Origin of the sequence: Mesoplasma seiffertii ATCC 49495 (assembly GCF_000518725.1) — a bacterium.
GTDB lineage: Bacteria > Bacillota_I > Bacilli_A > Mycoplasmatales > Mycoplasmataceae > Tullyiplasma > Tullyiplasma seiffertii.
This window is the reverse complement of the sequence record NZ_KI912486.1, coordinates 136,664-158,449: the sequence shown is the minus strand read 5'-3', so window position 1 is coordinate 158,449 and position 21,786 is coordinate 136,664. Positions and strand designations below refer to the sequence as shown.

At 29.4% G+C, this 21,786-nt stretch carries 17 protein-coding genes; 11 read left to right on the top strand and 6 right to left on the bottom strand.

The features are described from left to right. Window positions 1-8: 8 nt before the first annotated feature. Both rnpA and rpmH read right to left on the bottom strand, forming a co-directional pair. A complete protein-coding gene (gene rnpA, locus L872_RS0103760; protein ID WP_027063501.1) occupies window positions 9-341 on the bottom strand; it encodes a ribonuclease P protein component in 333 nt (110 codons plus the stop codon). A 20-nt stretch (window positions 342-361) separates the two neighbouring features. Next, on the bottom strand, window positions 362-496 hold the full coding sequence (gene rpmH / locus L872_RS0103755; RefSeq protein WP_027048299.1) for a 50S ribosomal protein L34: 135 nt from the start codon (window positions 494-496) through the stop codon (window positions 362-364). A gap of 304 nt (window positions 497-800) precedes the next feature. On the opposite strand from rpmH, the gene dnaA reads away from it, so the two are divergent. After that, window positions 801-2,147 (top strand): chromosomal replication initiator protein DnaA, encoded by a 1,347-nt coding sequence (gene dnaA / locus L872_RS0103750; protein ID WP_027063500.1) that lies wholly within the window; start codon window positions 801-803, stop codon window positions 2,145-2,147. 212 nt (window positions 2,148-2,359) lie between these two features. Next, window positions 2,360-3,487 (top strand): DNA polymerase III subunit beta, encoded by a 1,128-nt coding sequence (gene dnaN, locus L872_RS0103745; RefSeq protein ID WP_027063499.1) that lies wholly within the window; start codon window positions 2,360-2,362, stop codon window positions 3,485-3,487. A 209-nt stretch (window positions 3,488-3,696) separates the two neighbouring features. Here the strand turns inward: dnaN and L872_RS0103735 are convergent, their stop codons facing one another. Then, complete coding sequence (locus L872_RS0103735; RefSeq protein ID WP_027063497.1) at window positions 3,697-4,665, bottom strand: rod shape-determining protein; 969 nt, start codon at window positions 4,663-4,665, stop codon at window positions 3,697-3,699. Between the two features lie 74 nt (window positions 4,666-4,739). Here L872_RS0103735 and rnmV point away from each other — a divergent pair, with 74 nt between their 5' ends. From rnmV to L872_RS0103715, 4 genes are all read left to right on the top strand, one after another. Beyond that, the gene (gene rnmV, locus L872_RS0103730) at window positions 4,740-5,279 is read left to right on the top strand and encodes a ribonuclease M5 (RefSeq protein ID WP_027063496.1); all 540 of its coding nucleotides are present in this window, start codon (window positions 4,740-4,742) and stop codon (window positions 5,277-5,279) included. A gap of 1 nt (window position 5,280) precedes the next feature. Then, window positions 5,281-6,087 carry a 16S rRNA (adenine(1518)-N(6)/adenine(1519)-N(6))-dimethyltransferase RsmA gene (gene rsmA / locus L872_RS0103725; protein ID WP_027063495.1) on the top strand — a complete coding sequence of 269 codons (807 nt, stop codon included), beginning with the start codon at window positions 5,281-5,283 and terminating at the stop codon, window positions 6,085-6,087. 49 nt (window positions 6,088-6,136) lie between these two features. After that, window positions 6,137-8,884, top strand: coding sequence for a P-type ATPase actuator domain-containing protein (locus L872_RS0103720; protein WP_027063494.1), 2,748 nt, complete (start codon window positions 6,137-6,139; stop codon window positions 8,882-8,884). A gap of 61 nt (window positions 8,885-8,945) precedes the next feature. Beyond that, a complete protein-coding gene (locus tag L872_RS0103715; protein WP_027063493.1) occupies window positions 8,946-10,394 on the top strand; it encodes an MATE family efflux transporter in 1,449 nt (482 codons plus the stop codon). Window positions 10,395-10,419: 25 nt separating this feature from the next. Here L872_RS0103715 and L872_RS0103710 read toward each other — a convergent pair whose 3' ends face one another. Next, window positions 10,420-11,787: an alanine--tRNA ligase-related protein gene (locus tag L872_RS0103710; protein ID WP_027063492.1), complete on the bottom strand. Its 1,368-nt coding sequence runs from the start codon at window positions 11,785-11,787 to the stop codon at window positions 10,420-10,422. Between the two features lie 108 nt (window positions 11,788-11,895). Between L872_RS0103710 and L872_RS0103705 the strand changes: the two genes are divergently transcribed. From L872_RS0103705 to gyrA, 4 genes are all read left to right on the top strand, one after another. After that, entirely contained in the window at window positions 11,896-12,648 is a 753-nt protein-coding gene (locus L872_RS0103705) for a MurR/RpiR family transcriptional regulator (protein ID WP_027063491.1), read from the top strand. A gap of 190 nt (window positions 12,649-12,838) precedes the next feature. Next, a complete protein-coding gene (gene gyrB / locus L872_RS0103700; RefSeq protein WP_027063490.1) occupies window positions 12,839-14,743 on the top strand; it encodes a DNA topoisomerase (ATP-hydrolyzing) subunit B in 1,905 nt (634 codons plus the stop codon). 25 nt (window positions 14,744-14,768) lie between these two features. Then, window positions 14,769-15,344: a nucleoside 2-deoxyribosyltransferase gene (locus L872_RS0103695; protein WP_027063489.1), complete on the top strand. Its 576-nt coding sequence runs from the start codon at window positions 14,769-14,771 to the stop codon at window positions 15,342-15,344. Window positions 15,345-15,383: 39 nt separating this feature from the next. Continuing rightward, window positions 15,384-17,864, top strand: coding sequence for a DNA gyrase subunit A (gyrA, locus tag L872_RS0103690; RefSeq protein WP_027063488.1), 2,481 nt, complete (start codon window positions 15,384-15,386; stop codon window positions 17,862-17,864). A gap of 54 nt (window positions 17,865-17,918) precedes the next feature. Here the strand turns inward: gyrA and L872_RS04790 are convergent, their stop codons facing one another. Both L872_RS04790 and L872_RS0103680 read right to left on the bottom strand, forming a co-directional pair. After that, window positions 17,919-18,368: a nuclear transport factor 2 family protein gene (locus L872_RS04790; RefSeq protein WP_051418467.1), complete on the bottom strand. Its 450-nt coding sequence runs from the start codon at window positions 18,366-18,368 to the stop codon at window positions 17,919-17,921. 243 nt (window positions 18,369-18,611) lie between these two features. Further along, entirely contained in the window at window positions 18,612-19,448 is an 837-nt protein-coding gene (locus tag L872_RS0103680; RefSeq protein WP_027063487.1) for a hypothetical protein, read from the bottom strand. Between the two features lie 176 nt (window positions 19,449-19,624). On the opposite strand from L872_RS0103680, the gene L872_RS0103675 reads away from it, so the two are divergent. Beyond that, window positions 19,625-21,622 (top strand): ABC transporter ATP-binding protein, encoded by a 1,998-nt coding sequence (locus tag L872_RS0103675; RefSeq protein WP_245576616.1) that lies wholly within the window; start codon window positions 19,625-19,627, stop codon window positions 21,620-21,622. Window positions 21,623-21,786 lie beyond the last annotated feature (164 nt).

The following is a 21,786-nucleotide window of genomic DNA, read 5'->3' as shown; positions in this document are numbered from 1 at the left end:
ACCCCTTTCTATTTAAGTTGCTCAATTAGTTTGGTTAAAGCTTTTTTGTTAAATTCAAAATCTTTTTCCAACATTGCTTTTCGAGCGATAATAACGATTCGGAAATTTTTGTCACCGTTATTTGTTTGAATAATGTCATTGATCATCATTCTAATTTGTCTCTTAATTTTATTTCTTATAACAGCGTTACCAATTTTTTTACCAACACTAATTCCATATTCTAAGAAATTGTTTTCTGTTTTTTCAAAATATACAACAAAAGAAACATTTTTTAAGGTTCTTTGTTTAGAGATTATATTTTGAAAATCAAAGTTTCCTTTGATAATTCTTTTGTTCTTCATCAAGATTTCTATCTAAAGCATTAAGCAGATAATTTAGCTCTACCTTTAGCTCTACGAGCTTTAATTACTCTTCTTCCGTTTTTAGTAGCCATTCTCGCTCTGAAACCGTGAGTACGAGCAGTTTTAATTTTTGATGGTTGTCAAGTTCTTTTCATAAGTTTCGTCAATCCTCCTTTTTTAGACAATTTCAATAAATATTATATATGAAAACTCTTTGTTTTGAATTAGGAATTTTAAATAAATGATGTCTTTTCCCCAGAAAGTTTTTTTTACAAAAGTTTTCCCCAATAAAAAACGTCTAATGTGGAAAAGTGGAAAATAAGAATCGGACTTGGAAAAATCTATTTTATCTAAAAACTTAGTCTTATTAATCTGTTAGCAAAAACAATTTTATTAACATTTTAAAAGTTTTTACCTGTTAATTATTTTATAATCTAAACACGTTAGGAGAATAACTTTATGAATGAAACTGAATTATGATTAAAAATTAAAGAGTCACTTTCAACCAGCGAAATTGTTGATGAAGAAGTTTACAATGACTACATCACAACTGCAAAGTTAGTTAGAAATGATCAAAACGAATATAACTTAGTTGTTAAATCACAATTCGCTATTAGAGTTATTACTCCTTTAAAAGACGTTATTGTTAAAGAAATTAAAAAACATTTAGGTCATTTAGTAATTTTTAATTTTATGACTGCTGCTCAATACAAAGAAAATCAAAAGCAACTTAAAGAAATTGCTGCTGCAAAAACAGTAACAAAAATACCTACCAAAAAATATTCTGCTGTATTTGACAATTTCATTGAAGGTGAAAGCAATAAGCAAGCTTTTCTTGCTTCAAAAATGATTGCACATAATCCCGGAAAACAATATATTCCTTTATTTATTTATGGTGATTCTGGTTTGGGAAAAACACATTTATTGCAGGCAATTTATAACGAAATATCAGAGAAAAAGCCTGAATTAAAGACTTTATTTTTATCAAGTGAGTCTTTAATCAAACGGGTTGTTGATGTTTTATACAAAGACCACGATGCTATTGAAGCTTTTAAAGAAGAACTTATGTCATACGATGTTCTTTTAATCGATGACATCCAGTTTTTGGCAAAAAAAGAAAAGACTAATGAAATTTTCTTTACAATTTTTAATCACTTTATTGAAAATAATAAACAACTAGTGTTTTCTAGTGACAAATCTCCGGATAATTTAAATGGGTTTGATAAGCGGATTATTACCCGTTTTGATATGGGATTAACAACCTCAATTAAAACTTTAGATTTTGAAACTGCTGTTTTAATCACTAAAGCCGAAATTAAAATGCAAGGTGTTAAACAACAAATTTCTTATGAAGCTTTAAACTATATCGCAACTTACTATGCTGATGATGTCCGTAAGATCAAGGGATCAATTTCAAAAATTAGTTTTTGAGGAATTCAAAACGAACCATCTGCAGAAATAAACATGGATGTTATTTCAAGTTTATTTAAAGATGTTTCTACTGCAAATTTAGGGATTTTAAATGTCAAGAAAGTTAAAGAAATTGTTGGTGAAAAGTACGGTGTTTCTGTAAAGTCAATTGATGGAAAAGCTCGTACGGCTAATATTGCTAATGCTCGCCACTTATCAATGTACTTAGTTAAAAACATTTTAAATCATTCTTTGTCTCAAATAGGTAATGAATTTGGTGGTAAAGATCATACAACTGTTATCAACGCAGTTAATAAAATTGAAAATCTAATTAATACTGATAAAAATTTCAAATTAGTCGTTGAAGTTTTAAAAACTAAAATCTTATCGAAATAGGATTTTAGTTTTTTTTATGGGAAAACTTTTGATCAATTTCTATATGCATTCTAAGGTTTTTAAGGTTATCCACTTTTCCACACTATAATACTAATAAAGTATAGTAATGTAATAAGAAATACGCGGGAAAAGACAAATATAAATCTTAAGATTTTATTAAATCTGCTAACTAAATATGAGATAATATTTTTAATTAAAACGGAGTATACAAAATGAAATTTTCAATTAATAGAGCAATTTTACTAGAAGAAATTTTTAAAGCAAATAAGATATTAGATACAAAAAATCCAAATCCTACAATTGGCGGAATTTTTTTAGAACTAACAATGGATAAACTAACAATCATTTCAACAAACACTATTTTGTCATTTAAGAGTGTTTTGACAAATAGCAATGCCGATTTAGATATTAATGAGCCAGGAAAAATTTTAATTAAGGGACGTTATGTAATTGAGATGCTAAGACGACTTGATGATCAATTTGTGAATTTTACAGCAGTTGAAAATTCCGAATTGCGTATTTCAACAAACTCTTCAGAATTTAATATCAATATTTTAGATGCTGAAGATTATCCAAGTTTAGGTTTTAGAGAAAAGGGAACTATTTTAGAATTGGACGGTCATGACTTCAAACGTACTTTGGCTCAAACATTAATTTCTATTGATGAATGAAGTAAAAAATTATCTCTTTCAGGACTAAATGTTCATGTTGTTGAAGATAAAGTCGTTTTTTCAGCAACAGATTTATTCCGAATTAGTCAAAAGACAATTAGTTTACCAGAAAAACAGCCAGAAGAAATTAATATTACAATTCCATACAAAACATTATTGGAATTACCAAAACTAGTTGAGAATGCTAAAACATTAAAAGTTGTTATTTCAGATGGTTATGTAACCTTTGTTATTGACAATGTACTATTTCAATCAAATTTGATTGATGGACAATTTCCTAATGTAAGTGCTGCTTTTCCAACAGAATTTGCAACTGTAGTTTTTGTAGAGTCTAAAAAGCTTTTAAAGACCTTAAATAGAGCCGATTTGCCAAATGATGATGGTCTGCCACAGATTATTAACCTTCGCATTGAAAATGACCGTATTTACGTAAAATCAACGGTTTCTGAAGTGGGAAATTATGAAGAAGAGTTTACAGACTTCAAACTTGAAGGAACAGGAAACTTAGTTATTAGTTTTAACTCAAAATTTTTATTAGATGCTTTAAAGACATTTGATAATGAACCAATTAAGTTACAATTTGTTAATCCAACAAGACCAGTTATTATTTGTAAACAAACAAGTGACGAATTAAAACAAGTTGTTTTACCAACTTATTTAGGAAATTAATAAAAAGTTAATAAAAAGCTTCTTAAATAAGCACAAACTTGAAATTAGTTTGTGTAATAAATTACTTAGGAAGCTTTTTATTATAAATATCATTGGCTATTAATATTCTACATTTCATAATAAAAAATCTTTTAAGTACAAAAGCTCATGCAAACATTGCAGCCACTTTTTCAATACTTAAAAGATTTTTTAATACTTTAGTTTTCGGCTTATTGAATTTTCTTATATTTCAATGCTCCATCGATGATTGCATATCCTCGATTTTTGGCAGTTTTTACAGGAACATCAAAGAAATCTGCAAAGAAGTCTTTAACACCAATAATTCCGGCTAATTCACCAGTAATTTTAATTCCGTTTTTAATAACACTTGTTCGAATAAACATTGGACAACTTTCAAGTACAGAAGTCACAAGCGCTTTATAACTTGTGAAAATTTGTGTGAAAATTTTTTTAAATTCAGAATCACTTACTGTAACAGTACGACGTTCGTTTGTAATCATATCGCGCCCATTAATAATTAATTCTAAATCATCGCGCAACTTAATTACAGAACCAAGTGATCATTTAATTTTTTCAATAATTTCTTGTTCTACTACTAGTCCAAAGTTTTCTTTTAAAATTTGAATTAGTAAATCGTCTAAATGTTTTTCAGCAAATGTTGTTTGTCTATAAGCCAAAACTTCACGCTCAGCAATTACTGCAACAGTTGCTTTATAATAATCAATATCTAAAATAACTGTTCCATATTCATCATCGATATCAGTGTTAGCTCCAACGGCTGCTAAGAAAATTCGAGGAACAAATTCAACTGATTCATATTTAAAGTTTTTAATAACATCTAATATAATTTTTTGAACTTGTTCATTCTCAATTGTCGGTCCAGAAATAATTAACTCAGCACCTTCCATATGATCTTTAAAATTATCTAAAATTACTTTAACCATATCTTTAAAGATTTCCAAATTTTGAACTTCATCATTTTCTAAAGGTGCTACAACACGTAAAGGTTTATCAACACGATCAATCATTTTCTTAGCGTCTTTACCCATAACAACAACTTCAGTTGTTAAGTCATTTCAACAGACTAACGATAAATCATCATAAATTGTTCCGTTTTCGCTAGAAATAATTCTTGTGTATTCACCACCAAAAACAATTCCAATTCTTTTAATACTCATAATTTACCCCTTTTGATTGTTATAATATAATAATAATTTAACATTTTTATAAGTACTTAAAAAGGGAATACGATATGAATGGTGCAAAAATCAAACAAATAATCATTGTCGAGGGTAAAACTGATACGCAAAAACTTAAAAATATTTATGGTGAAGATTTAAAAACAATCGAAACACAAGGATTAAGTTTAAATCAACAAACTTTAGAATTTATTAAAAAAGCTAATCAACAAACTGGCGTAATTATTTTTACAGATCCAGATGGACCAGGTAAAAAAATTCGTGAGCAAATTATTGGGTTTTTAGGCACTAAGGTGGCCAATGCGTTTATTGAAAAAACTGCTATTGATTCTAGTAGTAAAAAGATTGGTATTGCTGAAGCTAGTGAAGCAGCAATTAAACAAGCTTTAAATGATTTGATTATATTTGACCAATCAAAAGAATCTCTTAGTTGAAGTGAATACTTAAATAATGATTTTTACTTAAAAAATAACCGCATGGTAATTTGTAAAAAGTATGGTTGAAATGAACAAATTAGTTCAAAAACTTTATTTAAGTGATTAAATTGAATTAGTTTAAATGTAGAAGATATCAAAGCGATATTAGGAGAATAAAATGGAAATACAGGCAAAGAAAAAGTTTGGACAAAATTTCATTAGTGATGAAAATTTAATTAATAAAATTATTGCTACTTTAGGAGAAAATCACGATCAATTAATTATTGAAATTGGACCAGGAACTGGAGCTTTAACTAAGAAACTAGTTAAAACTTTTTCTAAAGTTATAGCAATCGAAATTGATCAAGATATGGAGCCAATTTTAAAAAGCAAAATTAAAGATGATAATTTTGTATTTTTCTTATCTGATGTTTTAGAAGTAGATTTTGAAAAACTAATTAATCAACATCGCGCTTATCCTGAACAAAAAGTTTCTCTAATTTCTAACATGCCTTATTACATTACAAGTGAAATTTTATTTAGAACATTTAAAATACATTCATATTTAGAAAAAGCCGTGTTTATGATGCAAAAAGAAGTTGCGTTGAGAGTTTGCGCCAATAAAGGGGAAAACAATTATAATAACTTATCAATAGCAGCTGAGTTTTTTGCTAATAAAAAATATGAATTCACTGTTAATAAGGGAATGTTTAGACCAATTCCAAAAGTAGATTCAGCAATTATTTCGTTAACCTTTAAAACTGATAATTTAAAATTAGTTAAAAATAGCGATAAATTTATCGCTTTTGTTAGAAAATTATTCAATAATAAGCGAAAAACGATTTTAAATAATCTTTCAACATTAACTACAAATAAAGAACAAGCTCATCAACTATTAGATGAAGTTTCAATTAATAAAACTTTAAGACCTGAAGTTATCGGAATTGAAGATTTTATTAAACTTTATAATGCCTATGAAAAATAGTTTCATTATTTCTATAATGTGTTTAAATAGAAATAAGGATTGATAAAAGATGAAAAAAAGCGCCACTAAAAAAGTACCTAAAAGTTTTCGAATACCGAAATGATCAAACGAAAGAAAAATTATTTCTTACGCAAATCAACAACCAGAAAAAACTCTTAAAAAACTTAATAGTCCCTCAACTGTATTAAATACAAAATTTGTTAATTTTCAAAATAAGAAAAAGTTTAGTTCTAAAAATGACAATTGAAAGTTTTTTCAAAACCTATTTAAATCTTTGCGCGATGTTTTTGCAATTATCTTGCTGCTAATTATTTTTTATAACTTTTTAATGTTTGCACTTAACCCTAAAGACTATGCTTCTCTTGCGGGAGGAATTTTAGTGATCTTTTTAATAAGTTCTTCAACAGGGTTTCAACTTTGAAATTCATATTCAATTTATAGAAATAATCAAAAAATTATTTCCAAGCAGCGTGATCGAGTTAAGGTTTTAAGAAATCTACCTCAAATTAAACTGCTTGAAGAAATTGTTAATGACGCTGAAAATTTTAAAAGCAGTTTATCGCTAATTCCAAATGAAAAAATATATAAAGGCGATATTGTTTATTTTGCTCAAGGAGATATTATCCCAGTTGATTGTCAAATTATTTATGTAAATGACTTAATTGTTAATCAACAAGTATTAACTGGAGAAAGTACATTAATTACCAAAGATTCAGAAAATTTTTACAAAGGTAAAGATATTTTCAAACTTGATAATATTTTATATCGAGGATCACAAGTCAAAAGTGGTGAATGTTGAGCGATTGTTTTATTTACAGGTAGCAAAACATATTTTGGTCATAAAAAACAAACTCAAGTGGATAATAAACCAGATACAACATTTAATCAGCAAATTGGTAAGGTAACTAAAATATTAATATTGACAATAGTTATTTTTGTACCGATTATCTTTTTATTAGCATCCGGATTAACGGGACTGCAAAAGGGATTTAGCAATCCATTTGTGTGAATTGAAGCGATGATTTTTGCGATGGCAATTGCTGTAGCGCTTGCCCCTGACGCATTACCCTTAATTTTAGCCTCCGCTTTTGCAAGGGTTCGTAAAAATTTAAGTGCCAAAGAAATCACTTCTCGTGATACTTCCGTTGCTCAAAATATTGGTTCAATGGACGTTTTAACAATTGACTTTGAATCAGTTTTTCTAAAAAATGAATTAAAATTGAAATCAATTACAGATGTTTATTTTGAAAAAAACCTTGATGCCTTAGCAATGGCTATTTTAGGTTTAAAAAATGAAATAGTCATTGATGAACGTCAACTAAAAATTCTGAAACAAGCTGACGAATATGAGCAAATTAAGTTGCAAGTGAAGCGAGATTATAAGTTTATTGAAAGTTATGAAGCAGATATAAATAATATTAAAACCACTATTGTAGAAGACTTAAAAGGCAATAAGTTAGCAATTTTAATTGGACCACGTTCTGATATTCTTAATCGTTGTCGCTATTTTAAATACAATGATCTTAACTATAATTTAACTACAAGTAAGCGAAATCAAATTCAAGCTTCTTTTATTGATTTATTAGAAAATCATATTGAATCATTAGCAGTCGCAATTCAACCACTTGATGATCTTCAAAAACGCCGAATAACTTCAAGTAACTATACCTTTGTTGGACTAATCAATTATAAAATTAAAACCAAAACTAATTCACAAAATTTTATAAAAAATATTCGCAAGGAAAAAGTCCATATTAAGTATTTTACTCGTGGTTCTTTAGATGATGCCAATGTAATTGCTAAGGCCTTAAATTACACCATTAAAGAGAGTCTTAGTGCTGAAGAAATTTATCAACTAAGTGATTCACAATTAACAAAATGCTTGAGCAAAGTTAATCTTTTTTATAATATGGATTCGCGAGCTCAAGTTAAAGTAATTGAAGTTTTGCAAAAGAATAAATCCACAGTTGGATTTTTAGGAAAAGATATTGAAGATGCCAATCAATTATTAGCAGCAGATATTGGTATTACAACAACCTCTTCAGATAGCTTTGGGAAAAATTGTGCTAATTTACTGGTAAAAGAACGAGATCTTGAATCAATTTCAATTGCTATTCATGAAAGCCGTAAAGCCCTAATGAATGTGATGAAATTTGTAAAGTTTAAAATCACTAGTGCAATTTCGTTAACATTTAAATTGTTATTGGGAATGTTTATTATTAATCATGAACCAATGAGCGCAATTCAACTGTTAATTCAAAACTTACTTTTAAATGCCGTGCAGTTTTCAATTATTTCTGATAATTTAGATGCTCGTTATGTAGAACAGCCAGTTAGATGAGATACTAAGTCAATTATTCCTTTTGCTATTTGGAATGGTGTACTATTTCAAATAATTGCAATTTTTAATATTTTGATGATTGGTTTAGTTACTCATCCAGGAATTATTGGTGATATTCGTCAACAAGTTCCTGGTTATGAATCTAAACTATTAGAGTTTCAAGCGATGTATTGACTAGAAGATACCATAACAAATGTAGTATTCTGTTTAGTTATGTGTAATCACTTTAAACCATGATTTAAAGAATTTCCGGCTAAACCAACAACAATTTGTTTAACAACAGTTGCGGTAATTGCTTTTTGCTTACCATTGATTCCTGGAACAGAAATCATCTTTGATTTGGCAAGATCAAATTGACAATGAATTTTAATGATTTTGTCAACATGGTTTGTTGCGCTATTTATGTTTGACGGTTGAAAAATACTATATCTTAAGTTATTTAAAAAATGGTTATAAAACGGGGCCTTGTGTCCCTTTTTTATTGCAAAAAAGGTATTATATTTTTAAAGGAATTTTTATGACTACTAACATTGAAACCAATACACAAAATAATCTTAACTTTATTCGAAAAAATCGCTTTTATCCAAATAATTGAAAAGAAATTTTAGCCCTAACCGGACATATTTTTTTGCAATTATTTTTTGCCGCAATTATAGCTCAAATTAATGTCCTGCTGTTTAGTTGATACGATGAAAGACTGTATCTAGCGTCGATTAATAGAGCTACATTATTATTTACAACGATACAGTTTATTCCATCGTTAATTGCTTCAGGTACTCTTGTTGTTGGAGGAAATTTATACGGGCAAGGAAGACAAAAAGAATTATCAAAAGTAATTACAACTGGAGTAGTAGTTAATGTAATTATTTCTTTGTTTGTTATTTTGTTAATGCAAATTTTTGCCAATAGCTTATTAGTTTTTTTAGGTGCTGGAAACGAAAGTATTTTGGGCTCAACTCATCAATATGATACAAACCTTCAATTTACGAGTTTGTACTTTAGAATTATTGTTTTAAATTTATTTATTTTGTCAATTGCACAAGTATATATTGCGGGATTACAAATTCTCAAAAAGCAACGACATGTTGCAATTGGAGCAATTATTTCAAATATAGTTGATGTCTTTGTTGTTTGTATGGTTCTGTATATTTTAAAGATAGATCCCGTCTTAGCCGCATTTGCAATGCCAATTGCAGGGCTTGTCCAAATGGTTTACATGATTGTGATTAACTTTAAGTATATTGATTATCGTGGGGCTACTTTTAAAACACTGATAAACAGCAAGTTTGCTTTTGAAACAATCAAAATCGGATTACCAATAACTTTAGAAATAGGCTTATGAAATGTCTGCAACTTTGCAATGAATGGTGCCATTGGGCACTTAAGTGAAGATCAACAAACAATTGATAATCTCTTAAATTTGCATCGAAGTATTAATGCAATAATTCAGTATTCAACAACATTTTTACAAGCAGTGGCGACGGTTACTTCAATTTTAGTTGCCAAAAAAATTGGAGAGGGTGATTTGAATGGAGCTTTTAGAGCAGGAGTAGATTGCTGAAAAGTCGCGATTTATGCTCAATTGATTTTATCGTTATTCATTTTTAGTTTAATATATCCGCTGCTATTGGCATATAACACTCCAAAGAACTTAATTGTAAATTATGGATTTTACTTATATGCAATTATTTTCATTAAATGCTTATTCGATACAGTAAACATGACCCTGTTACGAGCATTATGGTCAGTTGGAGATCTTTGAGTTCCGTTAATGATTTCAATTTTCACAATGATTATTGGAATGGTTGCATTACCATGAATTATTACCTTAACTTTTATTGGAACACCGGGAGTTGGTTTGATTTTAATTTATTTAGTGATTTCGTTGGATCCAATTTCAAGATCGATTATTTATGCGATTAGATGATTTAAGCGTAAATGATTTAAATATGCTAAAACTATTTAAAAAATGTGCCCAATTAGGCACATTTTTATTTTAAAAGATTTTTAAGAATTTCAATATCTTCAGAGTTTTGAGAAACAAGCTGAATCATTGAGTTAGTCCCGCCACCTTTAAAAGTAGTTTGAGGAATGATTACATTTGCATTAAATTCTTTAAGATCGATATCTAAGTTCTTATTACGAATAATAACTACGTTAGCACCTGTTTGATGTTTATTCGCTAAAATGATAATGTGTTCAGCATCTTCATTAGCTTCTTGTGATGCTTTAGCCATTAAAACTTTGTTAGTATACATTTCGTCAGTCAAAGTAATTAGCTTAAATTTATTATTGATAATTTCAAAAGGCAATACTTGAGAAGCAAAATTTTTAATCATTTCTGTTTCACGTTCTTTTAAATATTTATTAACAATTAGTGTAACGTTGTTATGTAATAAATTTATTTCTTTGACTGATAAAGGATTTCAAATTTTAACTAATTCTTCACAACGATTTGTTATTTCAGAAAAATCATAAGTTAATCCATTGTCATAACCCTTTTTAATAAAAGCTTTAATTTCTTCAAAACGGTCAATTAACTTTTCATTAAAGAATTTAGTTGCATATTCAGCATTAGTAGTTAGTTCTAATAAAATACGCTTAGAGTTTTTATCATAAACTAAAAACCAAACTTGTGATAATTCTTTAGTGCTTTTAGCATGAGTTCCACTACATGGTTCAATAACAATTCCCGGGAATTCAACCATACGCACCATTTCGTCACCAACAAGTTTAGTAAATTCAAATAAATAATCTTTTTCAATTGCTTCTTGTTGGGTAACTTCAAAAATATTTACTTTAATATCTTGAGGGATTATTTCATTATTAATTTTATTAACAACTTTTAAAATTAGTTCTTCCGTAATTGCTTCATCAACAACAAATTGAACTTGATACTTTTCATCGTTTAATTTGCTTCCCAACTCTTCAATGTAATGACCGGCTTCATTTAAAGTTGTTTGTCATGTTGTATGCATAGCTGAATGGTTAATTGATGAGCGATCACGATATGTTTGATCAATTTTTAAAAATAAACGGTCACCGACTTTTAGTTCTTGATCTCCGGTATTAATTTGGTGAATGTAGTATCCATAAATTAAATCTTTACGAACATCTTCTAATTCAAATTCAACTCCATTAAATGATAAAGTTCCTTTATCGCTATCTTGACCACCACCCATTGCATAAAATGGGGTTTGATTAAAAATAACAAATCCAAGACCTTTTAAAGAATTAGTTTCTTCATGATTTTCGGTAAATATCTTTAAGATCTGAGCGTCTGCTTCTGACACTTCATGACCAACAAACTTGGTTTTTTCAATATTTAAAGATTTTGCATAATTTTTAAAATTTTCCATATAAATATAACTCTCATTTCTATTTTTTTAATAATAACATTTATTTACTTAAAACACTTTTTTTCTAAAAACATTAAGTATAATTTTTATATAAAGGAGAAGTTTTGTATGAACTCAATAATTAATAAAATAGTTGTTATTAAAGATGAAACTAAAGAATCATTAAATAAAAATATTGCAGTTCAACTTTTTGAAAACTTCTTACAAAAAAAGTTCTTATCTTCTAAAGAAATGGCATCAAAGCTATTTATAAGTCAGGCAACTCTGACAAAATTTGCTAAAAAAGTCGATTGCAAAGGTTATAATGAAGTAATTTTACGTTTACAAGTGGAATGTGAAAATGTTAAACCTTCATATGTTTCTGAAGTTCATGATTTATCATCACTTAATGAATTACTAAAAAATACAATTGCAGATTTAGATAAAGTTATGGGCGATATTGAAACAATAGCAAAAAATATTAAGACTGCTCAAACTGTTCATATTGTCTCTGCTTATAATTGCTGAAATGAAGCCCAGTTTTTTCATAGTTTAATTGTTAAATACCAAGAAAATACACGCATTTATAATCCAAGCTTTTTAACTGATGATAGCAGTGCATATAAAATTAATAATAATGATTTAGTTGTATTCTTTATTTCTGGAGCTGACAATAAACATCTAGAAAAGTTTTTTGAAGTTGCCAAAAAAACCAAGAATGCGCAAACAGCAGTATTTGCTTCGTCTAAACAAATCCGAAATTTTCAAGAGGCCAATTTTATTATTACAGCATCATCTTCATTGCTTTCAAGTAACTTACTATACTGAAAAATTATTTTGGACTATATTTTTGCAGCAATGGAGATATTTTTTAAATCTTAAGTAAGAGTTCGCTCTTATTTTTTTCTAAAAACATTAAAATCACATATTTGGCATAAAATTTGCTTTTTATGACCTTTTCATCTCCAAAGCACATACTTTATTAGGGCAGACCAAAAACATTTAAAATGCCCTTTTAAATTGAAAATAAGATATAATTATAATAGTTATTTAGGAAAAAAAGGTGAATAATATGGCAGAACAATATGGAGCAGGATCGATTAAAGTTTTAAAAGGTCTTGAAGCTGTTAGAAAACGTCCCGGAATGTATATTGGATCAACTTCAAAAACAGGATTGCACCATTTGGTTTGAGAAATTTTAGACAACTCAATCGATGAAGCAATGGCTGGTGAAGCAAACACTATTTCGGTAACAATTACAAAAGAAGGCGAAGTTATCGTAGAAGATAACGGTCGTGGAATTCCAGTAGGAATTCAAGAAGATTCAGGAAAATCAGCGTTGGAGTTAGTTTTTACTCAACTTCATGCTGGAGGAAAATTTGATTCTGATTCTTATAAAATTTCTGGAGGATTGCATGGGGTTGGAGCATCAGTTGTAAACGCTCTTTCATTGTATGTAGATGTTCTGGTTATGCGTGATGGCAATGTTTATCATCAAATCTTTAGTGATGGTGGTACAAAGCAAACTGAATTGGAAATTTTAGGAACTACTGATAAACGAGGAACAATTGTTCGTTTTAAACCAGACCCAGAAATTTTTCAAGAAACAGTTACTTTTGACTATGAAACAATTAGAAATAAAGTTAAACAACTTTCTTACTTAAACAAAGGAATTAAAATTAACTTAACTGATCAAAGAATTGATAAGACAGTGGAATATCATTTCCCAAATGGAATTTTAGATTATGTTAAAGAAAAAAATGAAACTAAATCAAAAATTAACCCAAGTGTATATTACGTTGATGGAAAGCATGATGACATTGAAGTTGAAGTAGCACTTCAATATAATGCTGAGTACCAAGAAAATTTAATTACATTTGTAAACAATATTAATACACATGAAGGTGGATCACATGAAGATGGATTACGTCAAGCTCTAACTCGTGTAATCAATCGTTATTCAGAAAAAGTCGCTAAAGGAACTAAAGCCCCAAGTAAATACTCTTGAGACGATATCAAAGAGGGAATGGTATGTATTGTTTCAATTCGTCATACTGACCCACAATATGAGGGACAAACAAAAACAAAATTAGCTAATCCCGATGCTAAAAAAGCAGTTGATGCAGTTGTAGGAGATTCTTTTGAAGAATTCTTGTTGAAATCACCAGAAGATGCAAAAGCAATTTTAGATAAAAATGCGAATGCTCAAAAAGCTCGTATTGCAGCTCAAAGAGCCCGTGAAGAAACTCGTCGTAAATCGGCATTGGATACTTTTTCATTACCAGGAAAACTAGCCGATTGTGAATCAAAAGATTCAACAATTGCTGAATTGTACTTAGTCGAAGGGGATTCAGCTGGGGGAAGTGCTAAAACAGGACGTAACCGTAAATTTCAAGCAATCTTGCCGTTAAGAGGTAAGGTCCTAAATGTTGAAAGAGTTGCTGAAGCCCGTGCCTTTGCTAACAATGAAATTAAATCGATTGTTACTGCAATTGGAACAGGGATTAAAGAAGACTTAGATTTGACAAAATTACGTTATGGAAAAATTGTTATTATGACAGATGCCGATGTTGATGGGGCTCATATTAGAACATTATTGTTGACATTCTTTTACCGTTATATGAAAGATTTGGTTAAAAACGGAAACATATTTATTGCCCAACCACCTTTATATAAAATTGAAGCTGGGAAAAAAGTTGCTTACGCTTATTCAGATGCTGAATTAGACGAACTAAAGGAAAACGAGTTTAGTAATAGTCGTTATACAATTCAACGTTACAAAGGACTTGGAGAAATGGACCCAATGCAGTTATGAGAAACGACAATGGATCCAGAAACAAGAACAATGCTAAGAATTGATCTTGAAGATGCAGCAATTGCAAATGAAGTTTTTTCTGATTTAATGGGAGAAGACCCTGAATTACGTAAAAACTATATTCAAGAAAACGCCGAATTTGTCGAAAATATTGACTTTTAGAGTCAAAAAGAAAAGGAATAAAATTATGAGAAATAATCAAAAAGTAATTTATAATGCCGGAAGTATGTTTACTGAAGCTCAATGAGATGCTCGAAAAGCTGAGGGAGCTGCTCTAAAAGAAATGTTCCCTGATTTCTGAATTGGAAATCCAGTGGATTTTGACACTAACCAAACTGAAAGACCAACAAATAAAGCAATTTTTGAAATGGATTTTGAAGGGTTAACTGATGCTGACTATGTAATTTTGGAAATTGATGGTTGAGATTCAGGAACGCATATGGAATTTGGATTAGTTGTTCAACAAGCAATTGCAAATAAGCAAAAATACTTATTCCCAATTATTTCTGATTTTAGATTTAAACAAGGGATTTTACGTGGTGAAATTCCAGGTTTAGGAATCAATGAAATGATTACTGGAGCATTTTATTATGATGCTTTAAATCAAGGAGAAGTTCCTCAATTAATCGTTTGTGACTCACATAAAACTGCTAGAGAAGCTATTAAAGCTATCGAAACTGGTGATACAAAAAATTATAGAGAACGTTTTGACATTAAAGACTTATATGCTGAGGATTCAATTTACCACGGTTTTAAAAAATAGTTTTTAGTTGTTGCTTATCAATAGAATGTAGGTGTAAAAATGAGTAACGAAAATAAAATAGAACATAATCACGGTACGATTAAACCCATGGATATTTCAGCAGAAGTTAGAAAAGACTTTTTGGAATATGCAATGAGTGTTATTGTTTCACGTGCTTTACCAGATTTAAAAGATGGTTTAAAACCAGTTCACCGTCGTATTATTTATGCAATGAACGATTTAGGGATTACTGCTGAAAAACCGCATAAGAAATCTGCCCGTATTGTTGGGGAAGTAATTGGTAAGTATCACCCTCATGGTGATAGTGCTGTTTATGAATCAATGGTAAGAATGGCGCAAGACTTTTCTTATCGTTATCCTTTAGTTGATGGTCACGGAAACTTTGGATCAATCGATGGTGATGGAGCTGCGGCCATGCGTTATACAGAAGCAAGATTATCAAAAATCTCTAATTTTATTATTAAAGATATTGATATGGATACTGTGCCTTTTGTCGATAACTATGATGCATCAGAAAGAGAACCTGCTTATTTAACAGGTTATTTCCCCAATTTATTAGCTAATGGAGCAATGGGGATTGCCGTGGGGATGGCAACATCAATTCCACCACATAATTTAAGAGAAGTAGTTAGTGCAATTTCAGCATACATTGATAATAATGAGATTACTATTGATGAAATCTTAGATAAACATATTAAAGGTCCAGATTTTCCAACTGGGGCTTTAATGACAAACGGAGCAAGAATGCGTGAAGGATACAAAACTGGTCGTGGTGGAGTTATTATTCGTGCAAAAATTGATATTGAGGAAAACGATCGTCATTCTCGCTTAATCATTACAGAAATTCCATATCAAACTAATAAGGCAAAGGTTATTGAACGTATTGCTGAACTAGTTAAAGATAAGGCAATTGACGGAATTGCAGATTTAAGAGATGAATCTAACTACGAAGGAATTCGTATTGTCGTTGACTTAAAACGCGATGCTAATCCAGACGTTGTACTTTCAAAACTATATAAATATACAAACCTACAGTCAAGTTATTCTATTAACTTGTTATCGTTGCATAACAATATTCCCCTATTGTTAGACTTAAAAACAATTATTAAAAACTATGTTGAATTTCAAATTGCAATTATTATTAAACGTAGTATTTTTGAAAAAAATAAATTGGATAAACGCCATCATATTTTAGAAGCATTACATAAAGCTTTAAGTAATATCGATCAAGTTGTTGCAATTATTCGAAGCGCCAAAACTTCAGATCAGGCAAAAGAACAGTTGACTGCAACTTTTGGTTTTGATGATGAACAAAATAAAGCAATTTTGGATATGCGTTTACAACGTTTAGTTGGTTTAGAGCGTGAAAAAATTGCTGAAGAGATGGCAGCCATTCAAGAAAGAATTACATACTTAAACTTCTTAATTGCTGATACTGAAGAACAAAATCGTGTTCTTAAAGAACAATTATCAGATATTGCCCTTAAATTTGGGGATAACCGTCGAACAGAAACCATTAGTGAATCTGTTATGAATATTCAAGATGAAGAATTGATTCCTGATGAAAAAACAATGATTTTACTATCTGAAGAGGGTTATATTCGTCGTGTTGATGCTGAAGAATTCAGAATTCAAAAACGTGGTGGTCGTGGAGTAAGTGTCAATTCAGCTAATGATGACCCAATTGCAATTGCAACAATGGGAAAAATGCGTGATTGAATTTTATTCTTTACGAATTCAGGAAAAGTATTTAGAACAAAAGCTTATAACATTCGTCAATATTCAAGAACAGCTAGAGGATTACCAATTGTTAACTTCTTAAATGGATTAACAAATGAGGATAAAATTACAGCAATTCTGCCATTAAGAAATACTAAAGAGAAGTTTAAATATCTAACATTTATTACTCAAAACGGAATGATTAAACGTACCGATATTTCATTATTTGATAGTATTAATCAAAATGGAAAAATTGCCATTACTTTAAAAGAAGATGATCAACTAGTAACAGTAATGCCAACAACTGGTGAAGATACAGTCTTTATTGCCAATAAATCAGGAAAAGTAATTCGCATTAATGAAGATATCGTTCGTCCATTATCAAGAACGGCATCAGGAGTTAAAGGAATCAAACTTGATACAGATGACATTGTTGTTGGAGCAGTTTCTTCATTTGGAATTGAGAACATTACAACAATTTCTTCAAAAGGAAACTTTAAGAAAACTGCCTTATCAGAGTACCGTATTTCTGGACGAAATGGTAAAGGGATTAAAGTTATGAATCTGAATGAAAAAACCGGAGATTTTAAAGCGATTATTGCTGCTCGAGAAACAGACTTAATTTTAATTATTTCAAGCGATGGTAACTTGATTAAATCAAAAGTTGCAGATATTCCAACATTAGGACGTTCTGCAGCCGGAGTTCGAGGAATTAGACTATCAGGAACAAACGAGATTAAGGCCGTGACTTTACAATACCGTAAAAACGGAGAAGAGAATCAAGAATTTGAAGAAGATTAAAATTTTAAAAGCATAATAAGTAATAAAAAAGTCACAAGTAAAGTGACTTTTTTATTACTTTAATTTATTCATTGCTTTGGCTGCAACTTTTTTTTGAAATCATTTTTGTTTACCAAAAATTATTGCTGGTCCACCAATGGCTTGCTTTGCTCAATTATAAAAGTCAAAGCTGTCAGTATGAACAATAATTTTTTCATCCTGAATGGTCATTCGTGATTCAACTACATTAACAACTTTGCGCCTTTTAGGTCCAAATAAATATGTTGCAGTTCATACTACAAAGATTTCTTCATTAAGATTTTTAATTTCAAAATCTACTACAAATTGTGATTGTTCTTTAGTTGCTAGTAGTGATGTTCACATGTTTGTGACTTGTTTATAATTTAAGTTTTCAAAAATGGCATCATTGAAAGTTACTTTTTTTGAATACAAACTATTCATTTTTTCAGAATCTCCGTTTTTAAAAGCTGTATAAAAACTGTCTAATATTTCTTGTTTTCCCATATAAATCTCTTTTCTTAGTGATCAAAAGTATTTGCTTTAACAAAGAATTGTTTCAAAAGCTGTAACTTTATAGTTTCTTTTTAAGACACTCAATAGGTTAACTCTATATTTCTCATCACTTGGTTATTATAACTTGGTTTAATGAATTCTAATTAATTATGAGAATATTATTAAAAATGCCTAAAAAACCGCAAAAAAAGCGGTTTTTATGTAATTTCATTTAACTAATATAATTTTGATTAGTTATTCATTTATAAGATGATTAAAAATATCAATAGCTTGTTGGATTTCACTTACCTCAAATTCAAGTTTTTCTAAAATTAACTCTGCTGCTTTGGAAATTGTGTGATAACTAAATTTCAAAGTACGAAGGTCAGAAAATGATTGTTCACGATTAATTTTTTCTCAAGATAAGCGAATTTCGCCAAATTTAATTTTAATAGCCTTATTTTTATAAGCTTCTATTGGTAAACTACTTAGTTTATTAGTAAAAACTAACTCATCAGAGCTCAACTTATTTTTATAATCAGAATCTTCTAGTAACTTTCATGTAACAGGATTAAGAAAAATTTTTTTTGGTGGTTGAATTCTTGGGCTATAAGCTCTAGCTATATATTTGGTAACATAAAATTTATCTAAAGAAACTAAAGAAGTTCGTTGATTTTCATAAGCAGCAAAAGTCATATGAAAATTGTTAGCTTGAATTTTTAAATAACTTCCCCCACCATCCAGATCATGAAACACACCGCGGTACTTAAATTTAAAATTATTATCTGCAAAAAACTTTTCGTAAAGTTCAAATGTATCGTTTTTGCTCAATGAACAAAGAAACTTCTTTTTATTTACTAAGAATCAATATGCTCAAATAGTGATTCCAACAAAAGAAATAATTATAAAAAATAAAATCACTAAATTATTCCCTTTAGTATCAAAGAAAGATGCACTAGCAAATATTAAGTAAACCAAACTGCTAATAAAAAATAGTAAAACAACTAAAAAACATAAAACAATCAATAAGATTTTAGTTTTAACCTTTTTTCTCAAAATTTGAGTGACTTCTTCTTTTAATTTTGGCTTCATAGATACCTCTTTTTAAATTTTACAAAGTTTATGAAAAATAGCATTGTGTTTTAAAACCAATAAAAAACTCTACATTTTTTAAAATATTCAAAATATGATATTCCTTGGTCTTAAATGTTGTAAAATTAAACTTATAAACTATATGGGAGTTTATTTTAAAAGAAATGAGTAAGAATATGAAGAAAAAACATACAGTAAATTCTGAGAAGCGTCAAATTCGTAATGAAGAGTTTCAAAAGGAAGTAAAAATTTTAGATGCACGTTTGCATAATGAGCAAATTACCCAAGAAGAACATGATGCAGCAGTAGCTGTACTGGTTGAAAAAGATATTCAATGATCAAAGGCTCAAGGAACTTTTTTCATTATGATTGGGAGATATTTCAAATCTGAATGAAGATTAGCAACAATTATTGTTGTCTTAACTATTATTTCAGTAATTGCCTCAGTGGCAATTCCATTATTAACTCGTCAAATGACAATGGACATTTCTGATAAAATTGCGCAGGAAGTGGCAAAATTACCAGGTGCCAAAGAATACACTCGCGACCCTGCTTTTTGGGGACTAAGTTGACAAGCGACACTTTCAATAGCTTTAGGAATCGTTATTGGAAATGCGGTAGTTTCATTTTTATCACAATTTGTTTCTGTATTGCTTTCAAAAAGAATTGAAATTGATTTGCGTAATAAAGCATTAGAAGCGTTAGTTAGACAAGATATTTCATATTATTCTGATAAAAAAATTGGAGAGATTATCACTAAAGTAATATCAGATACTCAAATAGTTGGAGATCAATCAGCTCAAGTCCCAGTGACTTTGTTAAGCGCTGTTTTAACAATTATTGGAGCATCAGTAATGATGTTTGTTTTTGAAGCAGTGTTAGCAGCATGTGTTTTAGGAATGTTCTTTATCATTTTAGTAGCGATGACAATTTCATTTCGATTTACTAAAAAACGAATTAGTAATGTTCGTGAAATCGTTACAGATATTAATGGAAATGTGACAGATAGAATTTCAACTGTTCGTTTAGTTAAAGCAACAGGAACAGAAAACTATGAAACACAACGTTTTAAAAATTTACATAAAGATTATTATGCAGAAGCAACAAAATTAGCAAAAGTTCAAGCGTTAATGGTAACAATTTTGTTTTCAGGAATTAGCTTCATTCAATTTGTTTCTATTGGAGTTGCAATGTTGAGATATGGAAATGCTGATGCTATTCATTCTGGAGCAGCTATGAGCTTTTTTATGGGAACATTTGCTTCATTTACACTAGCACAAGGAATCATGGTAGGACCATTATTTCAAGTTGTAATGTCAGCTGTTGGAATTGCTCAAGCATCAGTTGCTTCACAAAGAATTGATTCAACAATTAGTTCAACTTCAATTTTAAATCCTCATTATTTCGATGGAGAAATTGTTGACTCAATTGAAGGAGATATTGAGTTTAAGGGTGTGAGTTTTGCTTATCCTGAAAAACCTTCAAAAACTATTTTACCTAAGTTTGACTTCACTTTTAAAAAGGGGCGTTCATATGCCTTTGTTGGAGAAACTGGATCTGGTAAATCAACTATTTCACGATTACTGTTAAGATTTTATGACCCAACTGAGGGTGAAATTATTGTTAATGGTAAAAGTAATTTAAAAGATATTAATTTATCAAGTTATTTATATAATGTAGGTTATGTTGAACAAGATCCTCAAATTTTATTTGGTGATGTTTATGAAAATGTACGTTATGGACGTTTTGATGCTACAAATGAACAAGTAATTGAAGCATGTAAAAAAGCTGAATTGCATGATTTAATTATGACTTGACCAGACGGTTATGACACTGTTTTAGGTGAACGAGGATTTATGTTATCTGGAGGTCAAAAACAACGTATGATTATTGCGAGAATGTTTTTAAAAGATCCTCAGGTGCTAATCTTAGATGAAGCGACATCTGCTTTAGACAATATTGTGGAAAAAGAAATTCAAGAGAAACTTGAATTATTAATGGTTGATCGTACAACTATTTCTATTGCCCACCGTTTATCAACAATCCGTAATGCCGATGAAATTATTGTTCTAGGAGCTGATGGAGCCGGAATCGTTCAAACAGGAACATTTGATGAATTGAAAAATAAACCAGGACATTTCCAAAAACTTTACAATGCAGGATTAATGGACTAATCAAAAAATACTTTAAGCAATTAAAGTATTTTTTTATGAGTAATTTTGTTTATAATGTTTAATTGGTATAATTAAAAAATAGATGGTAGTCTTTACTCCTAAGGAAAATCAATTTATGAAGTATAAAAAAATTAAGTAAGTCAAAATTTGTGAAATAATAATAA